Here is a 22,980-nt window from a genome sequence, read left to right on the forward strand (position 1 = left end):
GGACGATGCGCAGCCTGTATCGTCGATACGACACGCTCAGCTCAAATTTCAGCGGGAGCGTAGCTCCGCCCGTCCACGTCGCGGACCGCAACTTCGGCCGAGATATTCATACGACCGGACAGGCCTGGCCACCCATCGCGCTTGTCCTCAACAGAGGTCGGCGGAACGGTCGAGCGACTCGGCTGATCATGAAACGGCCCCCATCCTAGGAGCGCCGTTGATCACGTACGCCGGGTGGTGGCCGTTCTCACTGTCCGGGCCGGATGGGTGAACCGCCACACGGTGCCACACATCCCGATGAACAGGGCCAAGGTGATCGCGAACGTCGTGTAGTAGAGCGAATCGAACGTCCCGCCGACCACGATCGCGATCGCCTGAGCCGAGATCAGGGCCACGCAGAGGTGCCGGTCCTCCTCGCGTTTCGACCGCCGCAGCGCGATGACGGCCAGCGTGATCGCGGCGATGTGCAGCACCAGGAGCACCACCACACCGATGATCCCGCCGGTCACCAGCGTGTAGAGCCACTGGTTGTCGAGGATGGTGTCCCGCACCGGATCGGCCAGCAGGGTCCGCGGACCCCGGCCCAGCCACGGCCGCTGGTCGAAGAAGTGCCCGACCAGGGCGTAGTCGTTGGTGCGGCCCTCGATGCTGGGGTCGACGCCGACGTTGAGGAACATCGCCTTGAGGGTGCCGAGCACACCGGGTTTGACCACCATGATCGCCGCCACCGCGGCGACGCCCATGTACATGAACGTGTAGCGCAGCCGCCACGACCAGATCGGCACCATGATGGCCAGGGCCAGGCCCAGCGCGACGATACCGGTCCGGGAGATCGACATCGGGTTGGAGATGGCCAGCAGGAACCCGCAGAGCGCGGCGAACCGGCGCTGGAACCTCGTCTCGGCGAACCGGGCCACGTGGATGGCGAAGGGCACCATCATCGCGACCACCGCACTGAACTCGATGTAGTGCGTGGTCGTGCCGGCGATCCGGAACTGGCCCTCGTCACCGCGGGTGCCGAAGCCGACCAGACCACCCTTGACCTCGAGCCCGGGGATGACGAAGTACTCCGAGACGTCCAGCTTCAGGGTCGCCTGGAGGATGCCGACCACCGCCATGAACCCGGCGCTGTACACCATGATCCGGAGCAGCCGGTTGAGCCGGTCCCAGTTCTGGATACCGTCCGCGACGATCAGCGCCGCCCCGAGGAACTCGAAGAGCTGGAGCATCGCGAAGTTCTGCGCATTGGCCTCCTGCGTGGGCAGACCACGTAGCAGACCGGCGATGTACGACAGAAGGTTCGCTATCAGATACAGCCCGAGGAACCACCGGATCGGCTGCGGGCCGACGAGCAGCAGGCGAGGGCTCAGCCGGGCCAGGCACCACCACGCGAACATCAGCAGCGCGAGCAGCAGGGCGGGACGACCGGCGTACGTCAGGTTGGGGACGATCAGCGTGCCGGGCAGGACGTAGAGCAGCACCACACAGATGGAGACCAGGGTGACCACGTCGATCGTGGTCCGGTACCGCCGCGAGGAGTAGACGTTCTCGTCGAGCAGGGACGGTTCGAAATCGACCGGGTGTGAGACGGTCGACGAGCTCACCGTCGCTCGGCCTTCTCGTCCCGCTTCCAGCCCCACGGCGGCAGGACGATCGTCGCGTCGGCCGGCGCCTGCTCGAGACGCGGGTCCGGGCTGTTGCCGGCCGCGGCGGACTGCTGCGAACGGTAGGTGCCGTCGGAGCCCGCACGGCGCTGCTGCGGCGCGGGCGCCTGCCCCGGCTTGCCGTTACCGGCGGCCGGCCGGGCCGGCTGCTGCGGATCGTTCGGCTTCGGCCCGGGCTGGGCCGGCGGGATGACCGCCTGGGTCTTCTCGTAGTTCGACGAGATCTGCGTGCCGGAGCGCCCGGACTGCGGGACCGAGCCGACCACCGAGCCGGCGGTGGCCTCGTCCTCGTCCTCCGGGCGACGGCCGGCGCGCCAGCGGAGCAGCGCGTCGATGCCGATCGTGACACCGGCGGTCAGCAGGAGGCCGAGTCCGAAGGCGACGACCATGACCCGCATGATCTTGGAGCCCTTCTCCTCGACCTCGGTGCCGTCGTCGAGCAGCAGGGTCGTGATGGTGTCGGCCTCCGACACACGCAGGGTGTCCTGACGCTGCTGAACCGCGTCGGCGATGCCCTTCTGCACATACTGCACCGTGGCGGTGGCCTGCTCGGGGGAGTCGCCCACGACCTCGATCGCGAACAGCGGCACCTGGTCGGTGGTGACGGTGATGTTGTCGCTGAGGCCTTCCTCGACCATCTTCTCGAGGACCGACTTCTTCGTCACGTCGATCACGGTGGCGTTCGCCAGGGCCTCGTAGCCCAGGTCGTACCACCGGTTGTTGATCGGGTTCTTCGTCCCGTCCTTGGCGGTGGTGCCGACGGGTGGGATGAACTGGATGTGCCCGATCGAGCTGTAGTCGGGCTTCACCGTCACAGCGGCGACAGCGACGCAGGCCAGGGTCACCAAGAGCAACGGGAGTGAGAAGTACCAACGCCGAAAGAGCAGTTTGGTCATGTCCCAGAGGTCCACAGTTCCCCTTGCCGTTACCGTTCGTGCGTTTGAAAGGGCGGCCCGGGCGGCCGACCAGCGGGTAGAACCTAGTGGTACCTGCCCTGACAGCGCCAGTGTGCCCCAAGGGAGCCCGGACGCTGGAACCGAAGATTTACGTCACAACGACGCGCCGAAATCGATAGTAAGGTATCCACCGCCGACGAACCGGTCGGCAACTGGACTCCTCCGCCGATACGTTCGGTGGTTGTCCGCAGCCGTTCGGGCCGTAAGGGTTGCGAGGTGGCCGGAACACGGCCGTAACAGACACCTCGTGGAGTTTCCCGCATGCCTAACCCCATCGTCCAACCTGTTCGCGAAGCGTTACGGCGCGTAGCGTCCGGCCGCGAGATGCGCCGGCGCACACCGGCCGAGGTCAGGTACGACGCGGACGCCGCGGGCAGCGGGACCGTTTACTACCTGTGCCCGGACGACGACAAGCCGTCCGGTGGGATCCGGGTCATCTACCGCCATGTGGATCTGCTGAACGCGGCCGGCGTGGGCGCGGCGGTGCTGCACGAGCGGCCCGGGTTCCGGGTCGGGTGGTTCGGCAACGAGACCCGGGTGCTGGCCGCACGTGACGTGACTCTCGGCCGGGACGATCTGCTGGTGGTGCCGGAGTACTACGGGCCGGGACTGGGCTCGCTGCCGGCCGGCGCCCGCAAGGTGATCTTCAACCAGAACGCGTACTCGACCTTCGCCGAGGTGCCGTTCGCCGGGACCGGGGCGGGCGCGCCGTACGCCGGGGTGCCGGGCATCGAGGCGCTGCTCACCGTGTCGCAGGACAACGCGGCGCTGCTGCGGTACGCGTTTCCGCAGTTCCCGGTTCACGTGGCCCGGGTGGTGGTGGACGAGCGGGTGTTCCATCCGGGCTCGGTCCCGGCCGGCCGGCGGATCGGCTACATGCCGCGGCGCCGGGCCGGGGAGCAGGAGCAGCTGCTGCACATCCTGCGTGGGCGGGGCGTCCTGGACGGCTGGGAGCTGGCGCCGATCGACGGGATGAGCGAGGCGCAGACCGCCGAGGCGTTGCGCGCCTGCGCGGTGTTCCTGAGCTTCAGCGAGCGGGAGGGCTTCGGGTTGCCGCCGGCCGAGGCGATGGCCAGTGGGGCGTACGTGGTGGGCTTCACCGGCCTGGGCGGGCGTGACTTCTTCGACCCGGCCTTCTGCACCCCGGTCGCCGAGGCGGACCTGCTGGCGTTCGCGATCGCGGTCGAGGCGGCGCTGGCTCGGCACGCGGTGGATCCGGCGGTTCTGGCCTCGGCGGGACAGGCCGCCTCGAAGCACGTGCTGTCGCAGTACCACGAGGACGGGCTGCGGGCGGATCTGCTCGACTTCTACGGCGGGCTGCGTCGGTGATCACTGTCCGTGATGTGACACTGGCATCCCGGGGCCGATAGAACGTGCATACCGGTCGATATCTACAGTGCATTGAGGCCGCTTTGGCCACGGAACCGATAAGGCTTCCAAAACGGTCATTGCTCCGATTGTGGATCAAGATGGCCGTCTAAGTGAAATGGACGACACGATTCCGCCCGGACAGCCACTGGCCGCTGCCGGACGGATCCAGCACTGTGTCCAGCGAGTCGATCGACCCAGAAGGACAGACGAGACGATGCCAGGCAATCCGCACGTCACCATTCTCATCGCCAACTTGCCGGCCGAACGCGACCGCCGCGTCATCCGGGAATGCCTCACGCTGGAGGAGAAGGGCTTCGACGTCACGGTCATCGCACCGCGAGGCGACAAGAGCCTGAAAGTCCTCCCCGGCAGCCGCAACACCCGGCTCAAGCCGTACCCGGTCAAGGTGTACGGCAGTGGCCTGCTCACCTTCGCGGTCGAGTTCGGCTGGTCCTTCCTCTGCATCGCGGTCCGCCTGATCGGTGAGATCCTGGCCGGCCGCGCCCACGCCGTGCAGGTCTGCAACCCGCCGGACGTCTACTGGCCGCTCGCCCTGCTGCTGCGTGCCATCGGCCGGCCGTGGGTGTTCGACCACCACGACCTGTGCCCGGAGGTCTACATCTCCCGCGGCGACGGCGAGCCCAACAAGTGGGTGCTGCGCACGCTCAACGCGCTGGAGTGGCTGACCCTGCGCACCGCGACCGAGGTCGTGGCGACCAACCAGTCGTTCAAGGACAACGCGGTCCGCAAGGGTGTGCACCCGGACAAGGTGACCGTGGTCCGCAACGGCCCGTCGCTCAAGGAGATCGCCGTCGACGGCGACCCGCAGGAGACGCTCGCCGCCGACGGCATCCACCGGATCGTCTACCTCGGCGTCTTCGGCCCGCAGGACAACGTCGAGGGCGTGGTGCTGGCCGCCGACGAGCTGATCAAGCTGCGCGGCCGCGGCGGCTGGAAGGTCGTGCTGGCCGGTGACGGCGAGAGCATGCCGTCGGTCCGCGCGCTGGTCGCCGAGAAGGGCCTCGAGGACGTCGTGGAGCTGACCGGCTGGCTGAACGGCACGCAGGTCGACGAGGTGCTGCGCTCGGCCACCATCGCCATCCAGCCCGACCTGCCGACCCGGATGAACCAGCTCTCCACGATGGCCAAGACCGTCGAGTACGTGGGCCGTGGCCTGCCGGTCGTGGCCGCCGACGGCATCGAGACCCGGCGCACCCTGGACGAGGCCGGCGCCTACGTGCCGACCGGAGCGCCCGCGGAGTTCGCCGCGGTCGTCAACGAGCTGCTCGACGACCCGGAGCGGCGGCAGCAGATGCGCAAGCTCGGCCGCGACCGGTTCCTCGGCATGCTGTCCTGGGAGCACCAGTCCGGCCCGTACGCCTCGGTCTTCCAGCGTCTGCTGGCCAAGCGCCTGCCGAAGACGCCGGACACCACGGCCGCACCGCGCATCCCGCGCCAGCGGACCGGCTCCGACGCCGCCACCCGGGTGGACCAGCCGTGACCAGTATCGTCATCGCCGCCCACAACGAGGCAGCGGTCATCGGGCGGTGCCTCGACACGCTGCTGGCCGACGCGCGGCCCGGTGAGCTCGACGTGACCGTCGTGGCCAACGGGTGCACCGACGACACCGTCGCGGTCGCCGGGGCCCGTCCGGGCGTACGCGTGCTGGATCTCCCCGAGCCGGGCAAAGCCGGCGCCCTCAACGCCGGCGACGCGGCAGCCGTCGGTTTCCCCCGGATCTATCTGGACGCCGACATCGTGCTGAGCACCGCGGCGGTCCGGGCCCTGACCGAGGTGCTGGAGTCCGGGACGCCGTCGGCGACGGTCGGGCGCGAGCTCGACGTCACCGGCCGGCCGCTGCTGGTGCGGGCCTACTTCGCGGTGCACGGGCGGCTGCCGGTGATGCGCGACGGGCTGTTCGGGCGGGGTGTGGTGGCGCTGTCGCGGGAGGGCCGGTCGCGGTTCGGGCAGTTCCCCTCCCTGGTCGCCGACGACCTGTTCCTGGACTCGCAGTTCGCCCCCGAGGAGAAGGCGCACGTCGACGCGTACGCCGCGAAGGTCGCCACCCCCCGGCGCACCGGTGACCTGATCCGCCGCCTGATCCGGGTCCGCGGCGGCAATGCCGCCATGCGGGCGGCGGCCGCCCGGGGGGAGATAACCGTGCCGGTACGCCCGGCCGCGCGCAGTTCCTGGCTGCGTGACGTGGTCCTCCCCCGGCCCTGGCTGGCCCCCGCGGCGGCCTGCTACGTCGGCATCACGGTGTGGGCCGCGCTGGCCGCCAAGCGGGCCGGTGACGGCGGCGCCGCCTGGGGACGCGACGAGTCGTCCCGGCTCTCCGACAGCGAATCCGCGGCAAGGCGATAGGGAAGTCATGAGCGACGTCATCAACATCTGCTTCCACGGCATCGGCACGCCGCAGCGCCAGCTGGAGCTCGGTGAGGACCGCTACTGGATCAGCGTCGAGCTGTTCCACGCCGTGCTCGACGAGATCCGCACGTGGCCGTCGGTCAAGATCAGCTTCGACGACGGCAACGCCTCGGATCTGGAGATCGGTCTGCCGGCGCTGCTGGAGCGCGGCCTGACCGCCGAGTTCTACGTGCTCGCGTCCCGGTTCGGCAAGCCCGGCAGCCTCAGCGAGGAGGACGTGCGCAAGCTCCACGGCGCCGGCATGACCATCGGTACGCACGGCATGTGGCACCGGCCGTGGCGGGGCATGGACGCCGAGACCAGCCGCGACGAGCTGGAGACGGCCCGGCGGCGGATCGCCGACGCCGTCGGTGTGCCGGTCGACATGGCGGCCTGCCCGCTCGGCCGGTACGACCGGGAACTGCTCACCCGGATGCGCAAGCTCGGCTACCGGCGGGTGTTCACCAGCGACCGGCGGCGGGCCCGGTCCGAGGACTGGTTGCAGCCGCGGTACAGCCTGCGCCGCGAGGACACCGTGGACGGGCTGCGCGCCGAGGCCCTGGTGGGCCCCGGCGCGCTGACCAGGCTGAAACTGGAAGCCGTCGGAGTCGTCAAGCGGCTCCGCTGAACTACCGGCTGCGGGCGGCGTCGCGCTGGACGGTGTCCGGCCCCGGCGTCTCCCGCAGCCGTGCCGGGCTCAGCAGGGCCCGCGCCGCGAGCTTGCTCGGAGCCTTGCCGAGCACCGCACGGCTGCCCTCCCGGAGCAGCAGCGCGGCCCAGAACGCGGCACCCAGCAGCGCGTTGTGCCGGCGCCGGTAGAGCCGCACCTTGTTGAGCGTCAGCAGCGTCCACAGGGCCGGCGACACCTTCGAGTCGCCCTCCAGGTGCACCGCCTTCGCGGCCGGGGTGAACCGGGTCGCCAGGCCGGCGTCGCGGGCCCGCAGCGCGAAGTCGGTCTCCTCCGAGTAGAGGAAGAACGACTCGTCCCACGGCGCGATCCGGTTCCAGCACTCGGCGCTGATCAGGACGGTCGAGCCCTCGGCCCAGTCGGCGACCCGCTCGCTCGTGTAGAGCCGCTCGTCGGTCACCATCTCGCCCATCGCCGGAATCCGGCCGGCCCGGACCGCGCCCATCAGCGCGTCACCGACGACCCGCCGCACCGACGGCTCACGGCGCATCGTGTGGATGAGGTCGCCGTCACCGTCCTCCAGCAGCGGCACCGCGATGCCGGTCCCCTCGGTGCGCAGCACCCCGAGCAGGGTGCCGATGCAGCCGGGCGTCAGGCGGACGTCCGGGTTCAGGACCAGCACCGCGGTGAACGGGCCGGCCTTCGCCATACCCGCGTTGATCCCGGCGGCATATCCGGCGTTACGGCCCATCTCGACCACTGTGGCGTCCGGCGCGAGCCTGCGCACCGCGCCCACCGAGTCGTCGGCGGACGCGTTGTCCGCGACGATCAACTGCCAGTCGACGCCCTCCAGGCCTGGTCCGAGCGATGCGATCAGATCTGGTAGCAATCGCTCGCTGTTGTACGTGACCACGACCACCGCCACGGTTTCGGGCGTGCTGTCCAACTTGTCCTCCCCATGTCACACGGACGCCGATCATCCTGCCGTCCGCCATGGACAGCCGGTACCGCCGGTCGGACATGCCGAGTGTCGGAATCCGTCACCCCGGTACGCCCCGGCCGGAACGGGATGCCCGAAAGGACGGCACGCGCAGGCCGTTCGGCCGCCGGGTGGATCAAGTCGGTATCGGGCCTCATCCGCCTACAGGATCGAATGACCCATCGGACCCTTCGAGTGTCAGCGGGTCGATAGCTATCGTCGTGCTCCTATCTGAGGATCTTTGCAGCTCCGCCGGGCCGGAACCGGCGTTGACGACGGCCGTGACGCCGGGGGCGCGCGGCAGGGAGGCGTGTTCCTTGCGAGATCTCACATACTTACGACGGCGCTCGCTGCTCGTGCTCACTCTCGTCGCGGCGGCGCTGTTCGTGCCGTCCGCGACACCGGCCTCGGCCGCCGATCCCTGCGCCCCGGTGATCAATCCGGTCGCGTGCGAGAACACCAGGACCGGTACCCCGAAGGCCACGTGGGACGTCTCGGGCTCGGGCAGCACCGCACTGCAGGGCTTCACCACGGAGATGAGCGTCAACGTCGGCGAGACGGTCAACTTCAAGATCAACTCGACGGCCACGTCGTATCGGCTCGACATCTACCGGATGGGCTACTACGCCGGCAACGGCGCCCGGCTGATCACCACGGTCAACCCGGTCGGGCGTCAGACCCAGCCGAGCTGCCTCACCGTCCCGGCCACCGGGCTCGTGGACTGCGGCAACTGGGCCGTCTCGGCGTCGTGGGCGGTGCCGTCGACAGCGGTCTCCGGCATCTACTTCGCGCGCCTCGTGCGTACCGACGGCACCAGCGGCGCCAGCCACGTCGTGTTCGTCGTCCGTGACGACGCGAGCCGCTCCGACCTGGTGTTCCAGACGTCCGACACGACCTGGCAGGCGTACAACACGTACGGCGGGAACAGCCTCTACGTGGGCTCCCCGGCCGGGCGCGCCTACAAGGTGTCCTACAACCGGCCGATCACCACGCGCGGCACCGGTGCCGAGGACGCGGTCTTCAACGCCGAGTACCCGATGGTCCGGTTCCTGGAGGCCAACGGGTACGACGTCAGCTACCTCTCCGGCATCGACAGCGACCGGCGCGGCTCGCTGCTGCGCAACCACAAGGCGTTCCTGTCGGTCGGGCACGACGAGTACTGGTCCGGCCAGCAGCGGGCCAACGTCGAGGCGGCCCGCGACGCCGGCGTGAACCTGGCGTTCTTCAGCGGCAACGAGGTCTTCTGGAAGACCCGCTGGGAGACCAGCGTGGACGGATCGGGTACGCCGTACCGCACCCTGGTCTGCTACAAGGAGACCCACGCCAACGCGGTCATCGACCCGAGCACCGAATGGACCGGCACGTGGCGTGACCCGCGGTTCAGCCCGCCGAAGAACGGCGGCCGCCCGGAGAACAGCCTCACCGGCACGGCCTTCGAGGTGAACTCCGGCACGGTCAACCTCGAGGTCCCGGCGGCCGACGGCAAGATGCGCCTCTGGCGTGGCACGACGGTCGCCACCCAGGCGGCCGGCGCCACCGCCACCCTCGGCACCGGCACGGTCGGGTACGAGTGGGACGAGGACCTGGTCAACGCGGCCCGCCCGCAGGGTCTTATCCAGCTCTCCACCACCACGGCCAGCGGCGTCGAGATCCTCACCGACCACGGCTCGTCCTACACCTCCGGCAGCGCCACCCACCACCTGACGCTGTACCGGGCGGCCAGCGGAGCCCTGGTCTTCGGCGCCGGCACCGTCCAGTGGTCGTGGGGCCTGGACAGCAACCACGACCGCGGGTCCGGCGCGGCCAGCACCCCGATGAAACAGGCCACGGTCAACCTGTTCGCCGACATGGGCGCGCAGCCGGCCACCATCCAGAGCGGCCTGACCGCCGCGACCGCCTCCACCGACACGACCGCACCGACCGCGGTCATCACCGCCCCGGCCGCCGGAACCACGGTGTCGTCCGGCTCGCGGGTCACCGTCTCCGGCACCGCCACCGACGTCGGCGGCGTGGTCGGCGGCGTGGAGGTCTCCTCCGACGGCGGGACGACCTGGAAACCGGCCACCGGGCGGGGCACCTGGACGTTCAGCTTCACACCCACCGGCTCCGGCCCCCTGGAGATCCGGGCCCGGGCGATCGACGACAGCGCCCGGATCGGCGTCGCCGCGACCCGCGCGATCACGGTGGGACAGCGGGTCTGCCCGTGCAGCCTGTGGACCGCCGAGGACGTCCCAGCGGTTCCCAGCGACCCGGACGGCACCGGCACCGAGGTCGGCGTGAAGTTCCGGGCCGACGTGGCCGGCAAGGTCACCGCGATCCGTTTCTACAAGGGCCCGAGCAACAGTGGTACGCACGTCGGCAAGCTGTGGAGCTCGTCCGGCACCCAGTTGGCCACCGTGACCTTCACCGGCGAGACCGCGACGGGCTGGCAGCAGGCCACCCTCGCCACACCGGTGACGCTCACCGCGGGCGCCACCTACGTCGTGTCCTACTACGCGCCGAACGGCCGCTATGCCGGAGACGTCGGTTACTTCGCCGAGAGCGGCGTGGACAGCGGGCCGCTGCACGCGCTGCGTGACGGTGTCGACGGCGCCAACGGCGTCTACCGGTTCGGCACCGGGTTCCCGACGCTGTCGTGGGAGTCGGCGAACTACTGGGTCGACGTCGTCTTCACCCCGAACGACACCGCGCCGGACACCACCGCGCCGACCGTCACCACCCGCTCCCCCGCCTCCGGGGCGACCGGCGTGGCCAGTGCGACCACGGTGTCGGCGACGTTCAGCGAGGCCGTCTCCACGGCCGCCGTCACCCTGACCGGCCCGTCCGGCACGGTGGCCGGCAGCACCGCCTACAACGCGGGCACCACGACCGCCACCTTCACCCCGTCGGCGGCGCTGGCCGCCTCCACCACCTACACCGCAACGGTCAGTGGCGCCAAGGACGCCGCAGGCAACACCATGACCAGCACCTCGTGGACGTTCACCACGGCCGCGGCCCCGACCGGGCCGAACTGCCCCTGCTCGGTCTGGCCGGCCACCGCGACCCCGGGCACCGCCAGTGACTCGGAGACCGCCGCGGTCGAGCTCGGCATGAAGTTCCGCTCGGACGTCGCCGGCCAGATCACCGGCGTGCGGTTCTACAAGGGCACCGCGAACACCGGTACCCACCTCGGCCGGCTGTGGTCCTCGTCCGGCACCCAGCTCGCCACGGTGACCTTCACCGGCGAGAGCGCCTCCGGCTGGCAGCAGGCCACCTTCTCGACACCGGTCAGCATCACCGCGAACACCACCTACGTCGTCTCGTACTACGCGCCGGTCGGGCGGTACGCGTTCGACGGCGGGTTCTTCGCGACCGCCGGTGTCGACAACGGTCCGCTGCACGCGCTGCGCAACGGCGTGGACGGCACCAACGGCGTCTACCGGTACGGCAGCGGGGGCGGCTTCCCCACCAACAGCTACGAGTCGAGCAACTACTGGGTGGACGTCGTGTTCACCCCAGGCACCTGAGGAGCGCACTTTGTCCATAGCTCGAATACGTCCGTTCCTCCTATGTCTGGTCCTGGTAGCAGCCATGGTCGCCGTCGTCTCCCCGACGGCGGCCTCGGCCGCCACCTGCCCCTGCACCATCTTCGGCACCTCGGTGCCGGGGACCCCGGCCGACTCGGACACCTCGGCCGTCGAGGTGGGTGTCAAGTTCCGGTCGGACGTCGCGGGCCAGGTCACCGGCGTGCGGTTCTACAAGGGCACCGGTAACTCCGGCACCCACGTGGGCAACCTCTGGAGCGCGGCCGGCACCAACCTGGGCACCGTCACCTTCACCGGCGAGACCGCCACCGGCTGGCAGACCGCCACGTTCGCCACGCCGATCACGATCAGCGCGAACACCACGTACGTCGCCTCCTACTACGCGCCGGTCGGGCGCTACGCGGGCGACACCGGGGCGTTCACCTCGGCCGGCGTCGAGAACGCACCGCTGCGGGCGCTGCGCGACGGGGAGGACGGCGGTAACGGCGTCTACCGGTACGGCTCCGGCGGGGGCTTCCCCACCAACACGTGGGAGGGCGCCAACTACTGGGTGGACGTGGTGTTCAACCCCAGCGCCCCCGACACCACACCGCCGACGGTCACCAGCAACAGCCCGGCGGCCGGTGCCACCGGGGTGGCCACCACCAGCACGGTCAGCGCGGTCCTCAGCGAGGCGATCCAGACCGGCACGGTCAGCCTCACGGTGGCCGGGGCGACCGGCACCACCGCCTACAACGCGGGCACCCGCACGGTGACGTTCACACCGGGCTCGCTCGCCGCGTCGACCAGCTACACGGCGACCGTCTCCGGCGCCCGGGACACGGCCGGCAACCTGATGACCCCGTTCTCCTGGTCGTTCACGACCGCGGCGGCCGGCGGATCCGGCTGTCCCTGCACGATCTGGGCGTCGACGGCCACCCCGGCCACGGCCGCCGCCAGCGACAACTCGGCCGTCGAACTGGGCGTGAAGTTCCGGACCACGTCGGCCGGCTACATCACCGCCCTGAAGTTCTACAAGGGCAGCGGCAACACCGGTACGCACACCGGCTCGCTCTGGAACACCGGGGGCACCCGGCTGGCCACGGTGACGTTCACCGGCGAGAGCGCGACCGGCTGGCAGACCGCCACCCTGACCAGCCCGGTCGCGGTGGCCGCGAACACCACGTACGTCGCGTCCTACTACGCGCCGGTCGGCCGCTACGCGGTCACCGGCAACGGGTTCGCCTCCGCGGTGACCCGTGGTCCGCTGACCGCCCTCGCCAACGGGACGGACGGCGGCAACGGCGTCTACCGGTACGGCGCCAGCGGATTCCCCAGCAGCACCTACCAGTCCACCAACTACTGGGTCGACGTCGTCTTCGACACCACCGCGGCGGACACCACGGCGCCGATCCTGTCCAGCCGGGCCCCGTCGGCCGGCGCGTCCGGTGTGGCGACCTCGGGTCCGGTCACCGCGACCTTCAGCGAGCCGGTCACCGCGGCGGCCATGACCCTGACCGGCCCGTCCGGGGCGGTCGCCGGCACCACGACCTACGACGGTGCTACCACGACCGCGATCTTCACGCCCTCCGCGGCGCTGTCGTACTCGACTGCCTACACCGCAACGGTCAGCGGAGCCCGGGATGCCGCGGGCAACGTGATGACCACGGTGACCTGGTCGTTCACCACCGCGGCACCCCCGCCCCCGCCGCCGGACCAGGGTCCCGGCGGTCCGGTTCTGGTGATCAAGTCGACGGTCTCCGGCGCCAGCGGGTTCACCTCGTTCGCCGCCGAGGTGCTACGGAACGAGGGCCTCAACGAGTTCGCCACCGTGGACCTGTCCGCGGTCACCGCCACGATGCTCGGTCAGTACGACGTGGTGCTGCTGGGCTCGACCCCGCTCACCGCGGCTCAGGTCAGCATGTTCACCACCTGGGTCACCGGCGGCGGCAACCTGATCACGTTCCGCCCCGACAAGCAGCTGGCCGCCCTGCTCGGCCTGACCTCCACCACCGGCACCCTGGCCGAGGGGTACCTGCGGGTCGACACGGCGTCCTCGCCGGGCGCCGGCATCACCGGCCAGACCATCCAGTACCACTCGACGGCCGACCGGTACACCCTGGCCGGTGCGCGGGCGGTGGCCACGCTCTACTCCACGGCGACGGCGGCCACCACCAACCCGGCGGTCACGCTGACCGACGTCGGGACCTCCGGCGGTCAGGCCGCGGCGTTCACCTTCGACCTGCCCCGCTCCCTGGTCTACACCCGTCAGGGCAACCCGGCCTGGGAGAAGCAGAACCGGGACGGCAAGGCACCGGTCCGCTCCAACGACATGTACTTCGGAGCCGGGTCCGCCGACTGGGTCGACCTCACCAAGGTCGCCGTCCCGCAGGCCGACGAGCAGCAGCGCCTGCTCGCCAACCTGATCGGGGCGATGAACGCCGACCGCAAGCCGCTGCCGCGGTTCTGGTACTTCCCGCGCAGCCTCAAGGCGGTCGTGGTCGCCACCGGTGACGACCACGCCACCGGCGGCACCGCCGGGCGGTTCGACCAGTACCTCGCCAACAGCGCGACCGGCTGCGTGGTGGACGACTGGCAGTGCCCGCGGTTCACCTCGTACGTCTACCCGAACACCCCGCTCACCAACACCGCGGCGGGCACCTACCAGTCGCGTGGCTTCGAGGTCGGCCTGCACCTGAGCACCAACTGCAGCGACTACACGGCCGCGTCGATCGCCGCCAACCTCACCGACCAGCTCGACGCGTTCCGGTCCAAGTACGGCTCGGTCCGCGCCCCGGACACCAACCGCACCCACTGCATCGTCTGGTCGGACTGGTCCACCCAGGCGAGCGCCGAGGTGGCCAACGGGATCCGGCTCGACACCAACTACTACTACTGGCCCGACACCTGGGTCGCCGACCGTCCCGGGTTCATGACCGGCTCCGGCATGCCGATGCGGTTCGCCGACATCAACGGCGCGCTCATCGACAACTACCAGGCCGCCACCCAGATGACCGACGAATCGGGGCAGAGCTACCCGTACACGTCGAACGCCCTGCTCGACGCGGCGCTGGGCTCGCTGGGCTACTACGGCGCGTTCACCGCCAACATGCACACCGACCAGGCCACCACGTACGACAGTGACCAGGTCCTGGCCTCCGCGCTGAGCCGCAACGTGCCGATCATCACCGGCCACCAGCTGCTCACCTGGCTGGACGGGCGCAACGCGTCGTCGTACTCGAACATCGCGTGGGCCGGCGACAACCTGACCTTCTCGGTCAACGTCGGCACCGGCGCCAACGGCCTCACCGGCATGGTGCCGGCCGCCGGACCGGGTGGCCGGACGCTGTCCACCCTCACCCGTGCCGGCGTCGCGGTCCCGTTCACCCGGACCACGATCAAGGGCGTCGAGTACGCGTTCTTCACCGCCGCGTCGGGGGCCTACACGGCCGGGTACGCCACCGCGGCCGCCGCGACCCTCACCGCCTCAGCGGCGGCGGAGACCGGTGGCACGACGGCGTCGGTCACGGTGGCCAGCAGCCTCGCGGCCCGGACCGAGATCGTGTACGGCACCTCGGCCACCGCGCTGACCAGGACGGCTGTCGACGCCGCCCAGACCGGCAAGCGCACCGTCCGGCTCGCCGGCCTCACCCCGGGCACCACGTACTGGTACCGGGTGAAGGTGACCACGCCGAACGGCCGGACCACCACCGGCCCGGTGCAGAAGGTCACCACGGCTGCCGCCGACCGCCGGGCGCCCAGCGCGTCGGCGGTCAGTGTGACGCCGCGTGCCGACGGCACCGCCGAGGTGCAGTGGCGCACCAGCGAGCCTGCGGCCGCGACCCTGCTGGTCGGTGCCGCACCGGACGCGCTGGACCGGTGGCCCGGCACACAGAGCGGCACCCGGCACAGCGCCGTGGTGACGCGCCTGGAGCCGCAGAGCACCTACTACTACCGGGTGCGCAGCGTGGACGAGGCCGGTAACGCCTCGACCTGGCCGGCGCTGGACAAGCCGGCCGCGACGTTCGTCTCGTCGGCGGTCGGTGTCGCCGACTACACGGCGCCGCAGCTGCGGACCGGCGTGGAGTCGGGTGTCACGGTCACCGGTGACGGGGTCCGGCTCGCCGGGTCCGCCCGGTCCGGGAACCTGGTGTCCCGGGTCATGGACGTTCAGCAGATGGTCCACTGGGACCGGCTGACCTACCAGGGCGCTGTGCCGGCCGGGGCGAAGCTGAAGGTGTTCGTCCGCACCGGCAGCACGGCCACACCGGACGGCTCCTGGACCGGCTGGACCGCGGTCGGCCAGGGTGGCCGGGTCACCGGTGGCTCCCGGTTCGTGCAGTACCGGGTGGAGCTGACCCGGACGGCCGGGGGTGCAAGCCCGGTCCTGCGCGGGGTGAGCATCACCTCGGACGGCAAGGAGCTGCACCACCCGACGGAGAAGTAACCCTCTCCCCCAGCCGCCCCGGCGCCCGCTTCACGCGGGTTCCGGGGCGGATCCCGTTCTCCCCCGTACTTTTGCGGAAAACCCTCAAGCCCTGAACGCCGGTGCCGATGGTGACGGCCGGACGGGAAGGACAGGGGGCTTCGGTGAGGATCGGGACGGACGGCCCGCTCCCGGTCGGGTGGTGCGGAGTGGCCGTACCGCCGCAAGGGTTGAGAAGGAAGCGGACAACGAACGGTGACCCAGGGAGACGTCCCTGGGTCACCGGTGAGAGGAAGGATCAGTAGGCGCCCGAGCTGCGGACGACGGCGCTGACCGTGCGGAAGAGGATGGCCAGGTCCATGGCGAGCGACCAGTTCTCGACGTAGGTGAGGTCGAGCCGGATCGACTCCTCCCAGGACAGGTCGGAGCGGCCGGAGACCTGCCACAGGCCGGTCAGGCCGGGCTTGACGACCAGGCGGCGCAGCATGTCGGCCGGGTAGTCGGCGACCTCCTTGGCCAGCGGCGGCCGCGGGCCGACCAGCGACATGTCGCCCTTGACCACGTTGATCAGCTGGGGCAGCTCGTCGATGCTGAGGCGGCGAAGCCACTTGCCGACCGGGGTGATCCGGGGGTCCTCACGCATCTTGAACAGAGCGCCGTCGGTCTCGTTGAGGTTGCCGAGCTCGAAGAGCCGGGCCTCGGCGTCGACCGTCATCGTCCGGAACTTGTAGAGCGTGAACGGCTTGCCGTCGCGGCCGACCCGCTCCTGCGTGAAGATCGCCGGGCCGCGGCCGCCCTTGCCGTACTTGACCATCAGCGCGACCACCGCGAGGGCGGGCGACGCCAGCAGGATCAGCATGATCGCGCCGACCCGGTCGAAGATCTCCTTGACCACGCGGGCGCTGCCCTTGAGGCGCGGGTGCTCGACGTGCAGCATCGGCAGGCCGTCGACCGGGCGGATCGTGGTGCGGTCGCCGGCGACGTCGACCAGGGTGCTCGCCACGATCAGGTCGATGTCGTCGCGTTCCAGCTGCCAGGCCAGCCGCCGGACCGCGGGGCCGTCGATCTCGGGGCAGGACAGCACGATCACGGTGTCGGCGTCGGACCGTGCGACCGCGGTGGCGACGTCGTCGAACGTGCCGTAGATCGGTGGCATGCCGGTGACGGCGTGACTCCGGGCCGGGCCGGGCGGCAGGCACGCGCCGATGACGCCGAGACCGTGGTAACGCTCCCGGCTGAGCCGGCGGGTCATGTCGAGGACGGCCCGCTCGTGACCGACCAGGACCACCCGGTGCAGGCGCTGCCCGCGGGCCCAGGCCCGGTGCAGACGCTGACGGTAGAAGTACCGTGCGCCCAGGTCGACGAGGATCGCCAACGGCATCACGATGCTGACGTAACCGCGGGCCAGACGCAGATCGAATGCGAACGAGACAATGGCGAGACCGGCGGTCAGCGCCAATCCCGCACGGAATACACGCGCATACTCCTCGGTGCCTACGAAGAGATGACGAGGCTCATACGCACGGTTGAACGCGAGGCACGCGATCCAGGCCAGCGGCAATAGCAGGGTGAGCAGAAGGTAGTCACGCTGATACGGCGCGATGCCCTCGCTGCCGAAGCGGATCAGCAGCGCCCACGAGGCCGCACTGAGGCCGACCACGAAGTCTAGGAGATAGAGGGTCAACGCATAGCGGCTCTGCCATCCGGCACGAGCCTTGGTCGCCCTGGATCTGGCCTTGAGCTGCGCGGCCGTCGCCGCGAGGTCGACCGTCTCCACGGATTCAATTGTCTGCACGCCAGGCCCCCAACATCGGCTGCGACCGACTCATGATGATCCAGATCTGTGGTGTGCTCGGACACACCCGACCACGAACGCCCCATGACGGAAACCACCGAGACACATGAGACAGACTCTCAATGCGACCCCGATCGCGCTACATCTTTCCGTTCGACAGCCATGGCGATTCGGATGATGCTGGAACCGGAGTGACGCGAATGTCCAAGTAGGACCGTCAACGGACTAGTCCTATCGAGTGTCGTCAATCCGACGCAACGATTCGACGAAGCTGTGAACAGCGTCGTAACGCGGCAGCAAACCTTTCGCGCCGGCTTCGGCGAGGCTCGGAGCCTCGGCATCCTTGCCGGACAGTACGGGGTCTGATACCGGCCATGCAATGCCGAGTTCGGGGTCGAACGGATGCACTCCGTGTTCATGACCAGGGCGGTATGTCGAGGAACACAGGTACGCCACCGTCGCGCCCTCGGTCAGGGCGCAGAACCCGTGCCCCAGCCCCTCGGCGATGTAGACGGCCTTACGGTCCTCGTCGTCGAGACGCACCGCCTCCCACGAACCGAACGTGGGCGATCCGAGCCGGATGTCGACGATCACGTCGAGCACCGCCCCCGACACACATGTCACGTACTTGGCCTGCCCGGGCGGGACGTCGGCGAAATGAATGCCGCGCACCACACCCTTCGCCGACGTCGACAGGTTGGCCTGAGCCAGGTCGAGCCGGTGCCCGACCGCCTCGGCCAGCGCGTCGAACCGGTACCACTCCATGAACCGGCCACGGTCGTCACCGTGCTGCACCGGGGTCACCTCGAAGGCGCCCTCGATGCCCAGCGGGCGGATCTTCACCGGAGACCACCGTCCAGCAGACGCAACAGATACTGCCCGTAACCACTCTTCAGCAGCGGCTGTGCCAGCTCACGCAACTCGTCGTCGGAGATGAAGCCGAGCCTCCAGGCCGCTTCCTCCACACAACCGATCTTCAAACCCTGCCGCTCCTCGATCACCCGGACGTACTCCGAGGCCTGGACCATGGACTGGAACGTCCCGGTGTCCAGCCAGACGGTGCCCCGGTCGAGAACCGTCACCTCGAGCCGCCCCTGGCGTCGATACTCCTCGTTCACGGCGGTGATCTCCAGTTCGCCGCGGGCACTGGGCTCCAGATTCTCGGCGATCTTCACCACGTCGGCGTCGTAGAAGTAGAGACCGGGGACCACGTACGTCGACTTCGGGTGTTCCGGTTTCTCCTCGATGGAGAGAACTTTGCCCGATTCGTCGAACTCGACCACGCCGTACCGCTCCGGGTCCGCCACCGGGTAGGCGAACACCCGCCCTCCCGGAGTGTCACCGAACCGTGACAGCTGCCGACCCAGACCGACCCCGTGGAAGATGTTGTCACCGAGGATCAGGGCGACCGGTTCGTCACCGATGAAGTCGGCGCCGATCCGGAACGCCTGGGCGATTCCGTCAGGCTTCGGTTGCACAGCGTACCGAAGGTCGAGCCCGAACCGGCTTCCGTCACCGAGCAGTCGCTCGAAGTGAGGCTGGTCCTCAGGGGTGGTGATCACCAGGATCTCCCTGATCCCGGCCGACACCAGCGTGGTCAACGGGTAGTAGACCATCGGCTTGTCGAAGATGGGCATGAGCTGTTTGGACATGGCCATGGTGATCGGCCAGAGCCGGGAACCGGTACCACCGGCGAGCAGAATTCCGCGCACCGGATGACCCTAGACAGTCGCCGCCTACGTCTACACTCGCCACCCGTGCAGATTTTCGTAACCGGTGGTGCCGGGTTCATCGGATCGGCCTACGTCAGGGCCCTCTTGCAGGACGAGTACGCAGGTGCGGCGGGTGCCTCGGTGACCGTTCTGGATCTGTTGTCCTATTCGGGAAATCGTGACAACCTTCCGGTGTCCGATCCCCGACTCCGTTTCGTCCAGGGCGACATTTCCGATTCCGACCTGTTGCGGGAACTACTCCCGGGACACGACGCCGTGGTGCATTTCGCGGCCGAATCACACGTGGACCGCTCCATTTCCGGCGCTATGCCCTTCGTCACAACGAATGTCCTGGGCACCCAGGCGCTCCTCGACGCGGCCCGTGAGACCGGTGTCGGGCGGTTCGTGCACGTCTCCACCGACGAGGTGTACGGCTCGATCGACGAGGGCTCGTGGACCGAGACGTGGCCGCTCGCACCGAACTCGCCCTACGCCGCCTCCAAGGCCGGCTCCGACCTGATGGCCCTCGCGGCACACCGCACCCACGGCATGGACGTCGTCGTCACACGGTGCTCGAACAACTACGGTGAGTACCAGTTCCCGGAGAAGGTCATCCCGCTCTTCGTGACGAACCTGATGGACGGCAAGCAGATCCCGCTCTACGGCGACGGCGGCAACATCCGTGACTGGCTGCACGTGTCCGATCACTGCCGGGGCATCCAGGCGGTCCTCGAGAAGGGCCGGGCCGGTGAGGTCTACAACATCGGCGGCGGCACCGAGCTGACCAACCGCGAGCTCACCGAGCGCCTGCTCGAAGCGTGCGGGGCCGGATGGGACATGGTGCGGCCGGTCGCCGACCGCAAGGGCCACGACCGCCGCTACTCGCTGGACATCACCAAGATCAGCGAGGAGCTCGGGTACGCCCCGCAGGTCACCGTCGAGGAGGGCCTGGCCGCGACCGTCGCCTGGTACCGCGACAACCGCGCCTGGTGGGAGCCGCTGAAGTCCCGGGCCGGCCTCTGATGCGCTGGCTCATCACGGGGGCCGGCGGCATGCTCGGCCGGGACCTGCGGACTGTCCTGGCCGAACACGGTGAGACCGATGTGGTCGCCGCCACCCGGGGTGATCTCGACATCACCTCGGAGTCACAGGTGCGGGACGCGGTCGCCGGTGCGGACATCGTGCTCAACGCCGCCGCCTGGACGAACGTCGACGGCGCCGAGACCGAGGAGGAGGCCGCCACCGCGATCAACGGTCACGGCGTGAGCGTCCTCGCCGCCGCGGCGGGCAGCCGTCTCGTCCACGTGTCGACCGACTACGTCTTCGACGGCGGCGCCACCACGCCGATCGCCGAGGACACGCCGCACGCGCCGCTCAACGCCTACGGCCGGGGCAAGGCGGTCGGCGAGACGGCGGTCCTGGACGCCGGCGGTTACGTCGTCCGGACCGCCTGGCTGTACGGCGAGCACGGCCCCAACTTCGTCCGGACCATGCTGCGGCTGGCCGAGGACCGGGACACGCTCGACGTCGTCGACGACCAGGTGGGGCCGCCGACCTGGTCCTACGCGCTGGCTCAGCTGCTGGTCGACCTGTCGCACGCCGCAGTGGCCGGCCGGGCCGTCCCCGGCGCCTACCACGGCACCGCGGCCGGCTCGACCAGCTGGTTCGGGCTGGCCCGGGCCGTCTTCATCGAGGCCGGCCTCGACCCGGACCGGGTCCGCCCGACCACGAGCGACAGGTTCCCGCGGCCCGCCCGCCGCCCGGCGTACAGCGTCCTCGGTCACGACCGCTGGGCCGGCACCGGCGTCGCTCCGCTGCCGGAGTGGCGCGGCATGCTGACCAAGGCGATGCCGCTCTTCCTGTCGTAGGCGTACGGCCCGCCCGGTATCGCCGGGCGGGCCCGCGTGACGAATACGACACCGATATCCACCGGAGTCACCGGACGTTTCCGACAAGACTCGGACCGTGCGACTCGATCATGCGGCGCTGCTCGTGGCCGGGGGCATCGGTTCCGGACTGACCGGATCGATGGCCGGGCTGGCCTCCCTCATCAGCTATCCGACGTTGCTCGCCGTCGGGCTCCCGCCGATCGCCGCCAACGTGACGAACTCGGTCGGGCTCCTGGCCAGTGGTGTGGGCTCGGCCGCCGGCTCCCGGCTGGAACTGCGCGGGCAGGGTCGCCGGATCCTGCGGCAGAGCCTGTTCGCGCTCCTCGGTGGGGCCGCCGGGGCGGTTCTGCTGATGAACACCACGTCGGCGGTGTTCGAGCGGATCGTTCCGGTGCTGATCGCCCTGGCAGCGGTGGTCCTGCTGCTGCGTGACCGGCTACGCGACTGGTACACCCGGCCGAGGTCCCGCTTCGCGCAACCACCGATCGGCCTGGCGATCTTCCTGATCGGCATCTACGGCGGCTATTTCGGCGCGGCCGCCGGTGTGCTGATGCTGGCCGTCATGTCGATGTCGATGGTGGAACCGCTCGCGGTCAGCAACGCCGTGAAGAGCGTCGTCCTGGGCGCCTCGAACGCTGCCGCCGCGGTCCTCTACGCCGTCATCGCCCCGGTCCACTGGACCGCCGCGGCCCTGCTCGGCCTCGGCTGCCTGATCGGCAGCTGGATCGGCCCGTCCCTGGTCCGGCGCACCCCGGAGCGCCCGCTGCGGATCGTGATCGCCCTGGCCGCCCTCGGCCTGGCCGCCTACCTCTGGCACGACGCGACCACCCCGTGAATCCGGCTGGTTCTGACCGCTGCCTCAAACGACCCGAGACAGCGGTCAGAACCAGCCGGATCTTCGCAGCTGGCGCTCAGCCGGGGAGGGCTTTACCAGGTGCCGGCGTCGGTCCGGACGAACGGGCGCACCGGAGAGCCGTCGCGGACCGCCTCCAGGAACGACACGATCTCGGCGGCGACCGAGCGGTGCGAGACGTCGTTGAGCACGTCGTGGTGGGCGCCACGCACGGTGGCCAGACGCGCGACGGGCAGCGATTTCGCGAGGCGGGCGAGCGCCTCACGGTCGGCGATCGGGTCGGCTTCACCCGTCAGGAGCAGATGGGGTACGTCCGAAGCACTCCCGTAGGCGGCGTCGAGCAGATCGGCCGGCACCGCCTCGGCGAGGGCTCCCCGGGTCACGGCCGTGTCGTCGCTCAGCACGCCACGGTGCACCGGGCAGTGGGACCGGGCGTCGAGCTCGTCCTCCCACTCCCCCTGCTGCCGCCGGTCGTGGCCGGGCAGCCCGGCCAGTACCACGGCGTCCGGCGGGGCGACGGAGGCGAGTGCCGCGAACAGGGCGGCCCCGGTGTCGGAACCGGCGAACACCAGCGGTCGTGCCGGACCGTCGGCCGGGACCGCGGCGGCGAGCGTGTCCAGCGCCTCGGCCAGGCCGCCCGGCACGATCGGGACCGGCGGCAGGACGTGCACGTGGTAGGCGTCGGCGGCCAGGCGGCGGCCGAAACGGGCGTAGGTCAGCGGGCTCTCGCCACGGCCGGGCAGCACGACGACGGTGCCACGGACGTTGAGGCCGGCCGGAGGAAGGTGTTCGGACATG

16 protein-coding genes are annotated in these 22,980 nt (G+C 70.1%); 9 read left to right on the top strand and 7 right to left on the bottom strand.

What is annotated here, in order from left to right:
- Positions 1-221: 221 nt before the first annotated feature.
- Positions 222-1,604, bottom strand: coding sequence for an O-antigen ligase family protein (locus tag ACFO0C_RS32540; RefSeq protein ID WP_378070570.1), 1,383 nt, complete (start codon positions 1,602-1,604; stop codon positions 222-224).
- The gene (locus ACFO0C_RS32545) at positions 1,601-2,560 is read right to left on the bottom strand and encodes a hypothetical protein (protein ID WP_378070571.1); all 960 of its coding nucleotides are present in this window, start codon (positions 2,558-2,560) and stop codon (positions 1,601-1,603) included. The genes ACFO0C_RS32540 and ACFO0C_RS32545 overlap by 4 nt, the downstream gene beginning before the upstream one ends.
- 384 nt (positions 2,561-2,944) lie before the next feature.
- Here ACFO0C_RS32545 and ACFO0C_RS32550 point away from each other — a divergent pair, with 384 nt between their 5' ends.
- The 4 genes from ACFO0C_RS32550 (at position 2,945) to ACFO0C_RS32565 (ending at position 7,025) form a co-directional block, all read left to right on the top strand.
- The gene (locus ACFO0C_RS32550) at positions 2,945-3,949 is read left to right on the top strand and encodes a glycosyltransferase (RefSeq protein WP_378070572.1); all 1,005 of its coding nucleotides are present in this window, start codon (positions 2,945-2,947) and stop codon (positions 3,947-3,949) included.
- Between the two features lie 256 nt (positions 3,950-4,205).
- Positions 4,206-5,492: a glycosyltransferase family 4 protein gene (locus ACFO0C_RS32555; protein ID WP_378070573.1), complete on the top strand. Its 1,287-nt coding sequence runs from the start codon at positions 4,206-4,208 to the stop codon at positions 5,490-5,492.
- Positions 5,489-6,355: a glycosyltransferase gene (locus ACFO0C_RS32560; protein WP_378070574.1), complete on the top strand. Its 867-nt coding sequence runs from the start codon at positions 5,489-5,491 to the stop codon at positions 6,353-6,355. The genes ACFO0C_RS32555 and ACFO0C_RS32560 overlap by 4 nt, the downstream gene beginning before the upstream one ends.
- A 7-nt stretch (positions 6,356-6,362) precedes the next feature.
- Positions 6,363-7,025: a polysaccharide deacetylase family protein gene (locus tag ACFO0C_RS32565; RefSeq protein WP_378070575.1), complete on the top strand. Its 663-nt coding sequence runs from the start codon at positions 6,363-6,365 to the stop codon at positions 7,023-7,025.
- Between the two features lies 1 nt (position 7,026).
- Here the strand turns inward: ACFO0C_RS32565 and ACFO0C_RS32570 are convergent, their stop codons facing one another.
- Entirely contained in the window at positions 7,027-7,971 is a 945-nt protein-coding gene (locus ACFO0C_RS32570) for a glycosyltransferase family 2 protein (protein ID WP_378070576.1), read from the bottom strand.
- Between the two features lie 350 nt (positions 7,972-8,321).
- On the opposite strand from ACFO0C_RS32570, the gene ACFO0C_RS32575 reads away from it, so the two are divergent.
- Both ACFO0C_RS32575 and ACFO0C_RS32580 read left to right on the top strand, forming a co-directional pair.
- A complete protein-coding gene (locus ACFO0C_RS32575) occupies positions 8,322-11,510 on the top strand; it encodes a N,N-dimethylformamidase beta subunit family domain-containing protein (protein WP_378070577.1) in 3,189 nt (1,062 codons plus the stop codon).
- A gap of 64 nt (positions 11,511-11,574) precedes the next feature.
- Entirely contained in the window at positions 11,575-15,954 is a 4,380-nt protein-coding gene (locus tag ACFO0C_RS32580) for a DUF4082 domain-containing protein (protein ID WP_378070578.1), read from the top strand.
- Between the two features lie 277 nt (positions 15,955-16,231).
- On the opposite strand, the gene ACFO0C_RS32585 is transcribed toward ACFO0C_RS32580, so the two are convergent.
- From ACFO0C_RS32585 to rfbA, 3 genes are all read right to left on the bottom strand, one after another.
- Positions 16,232-17,710, bottom strand: coding sequence for a sugar transferase (locus ACFO0C_RS32585; RefSeq protein ID WP_378070579.1), 1,479 nt, complete (start codon positions 17,708-17,710; stop codon positions 16,232-16,234).
- Between the two features lie 249 nt (positions 17,711-17,959).
- Positions 17,960-18,571, bottom strand: coding sequence for a dTDP-4-dehydrorhamnose 3,5-epimerase (rfbC, locus tag ACFO0C_RS32590; RefSeq protein ID WP_378070580.1), 612 nt, complete (start codon positions 18,569-18,571; stop codon positions 17,960-17,962).
- Positions 18,568-19,440 (bottom strand): glucose-1-phosphate thymidylyltransferase RfbA, encoded by an 873-nt coding sequence (gene rfbA, locus ACFO0C_RS32595; RefSeq protein WP_378070581.1) that lies wholly within the window; start codon positions 19,438-19,440, stop codon positions 18,568-18,570. Before rfbA ends, rfbC begins: the two co-directional genes overlap by 4 nt.
- A gap of 45 nt (positions 19,441-19,485) precedes the next feature.
- Between rfbA and rfbB the strand changes: the two genes are divergently transcribed.
- The 3 genes from rfbB to ACFO0C_RS32610 all read left to right on the top strand — a co-directional run bounded on the left by rfbB (position 19,486) and on the right by ACFO0C_RS32610 (position 22,164).
- Positions 19,486-20,463, top strand: a complete 978-nt coding sequence (rfbB, locus tag ACFO0C_RS32600) for a dTDP-glucose 4,6-dehydratase (RefSeq protein ID WP_378070582.1) — start codon at positions 19,486-19,488, stop codon at positions 20,461-20,463.
- Complete coding sequence (gene rfbD, locus ACFO0C_RS32605; RefSeq protein ID WP_378070583.1) at positions 20,463-21,308, top strand: dTDP-4-dehydrorhamnose reductase; 846 nt, start codon at positions 20,463-20,465, stop codon at positions 21,306-21,308. The genes rfbB and rfbD overlap by 1 nt, the downstream gene beginning before the upstream one ends.
- A gap of 97 nt (positions 21,309-21,405) precedes the next feature.
- The gene (locus ACFO0C_RS32610; RefSeq protein ID WP_378070584.1) at positions 21,406-22,164 is read left to right on the top strand and encodes a sulfite exporter TauE/SafE family protein; all 759 of its coding nucleotides are present in this window, start codon (positions 21,406-21,408) and stop codon (positions 22,162-22,164) included.
- A gap of 92 nt (positions 22,165-22,256) precedes the next feature.
- Here the strand turns inward: ACFO0C_RS32610 and ACFO0C_RS32615 are convergent, their stop codons facing one another.
- Positions 22,257-22,979 (bottom strand): alpha/beta hydrolase, encoded by a 723-nt coding sequence (locus ACFO0C_RS32615; RefSeq protein ID WP_378070585.1) that lies wholly within the window; start codon positions 22,977-22,979, stop codon positions 22,257-22,259.
- Position 22,980 lies beyond the last annotated feature (1 nt).

The organism is Actinoplanes subglobosus (assembly GCF_042650585.1).
Classification (GTDB): domain Bacteria; phylum Actinomycetota; class Actinomycetes; order Mycobacteriales; family Micromonosporaceae; genus Actinoplanes; species Actinoplanes subglobosus.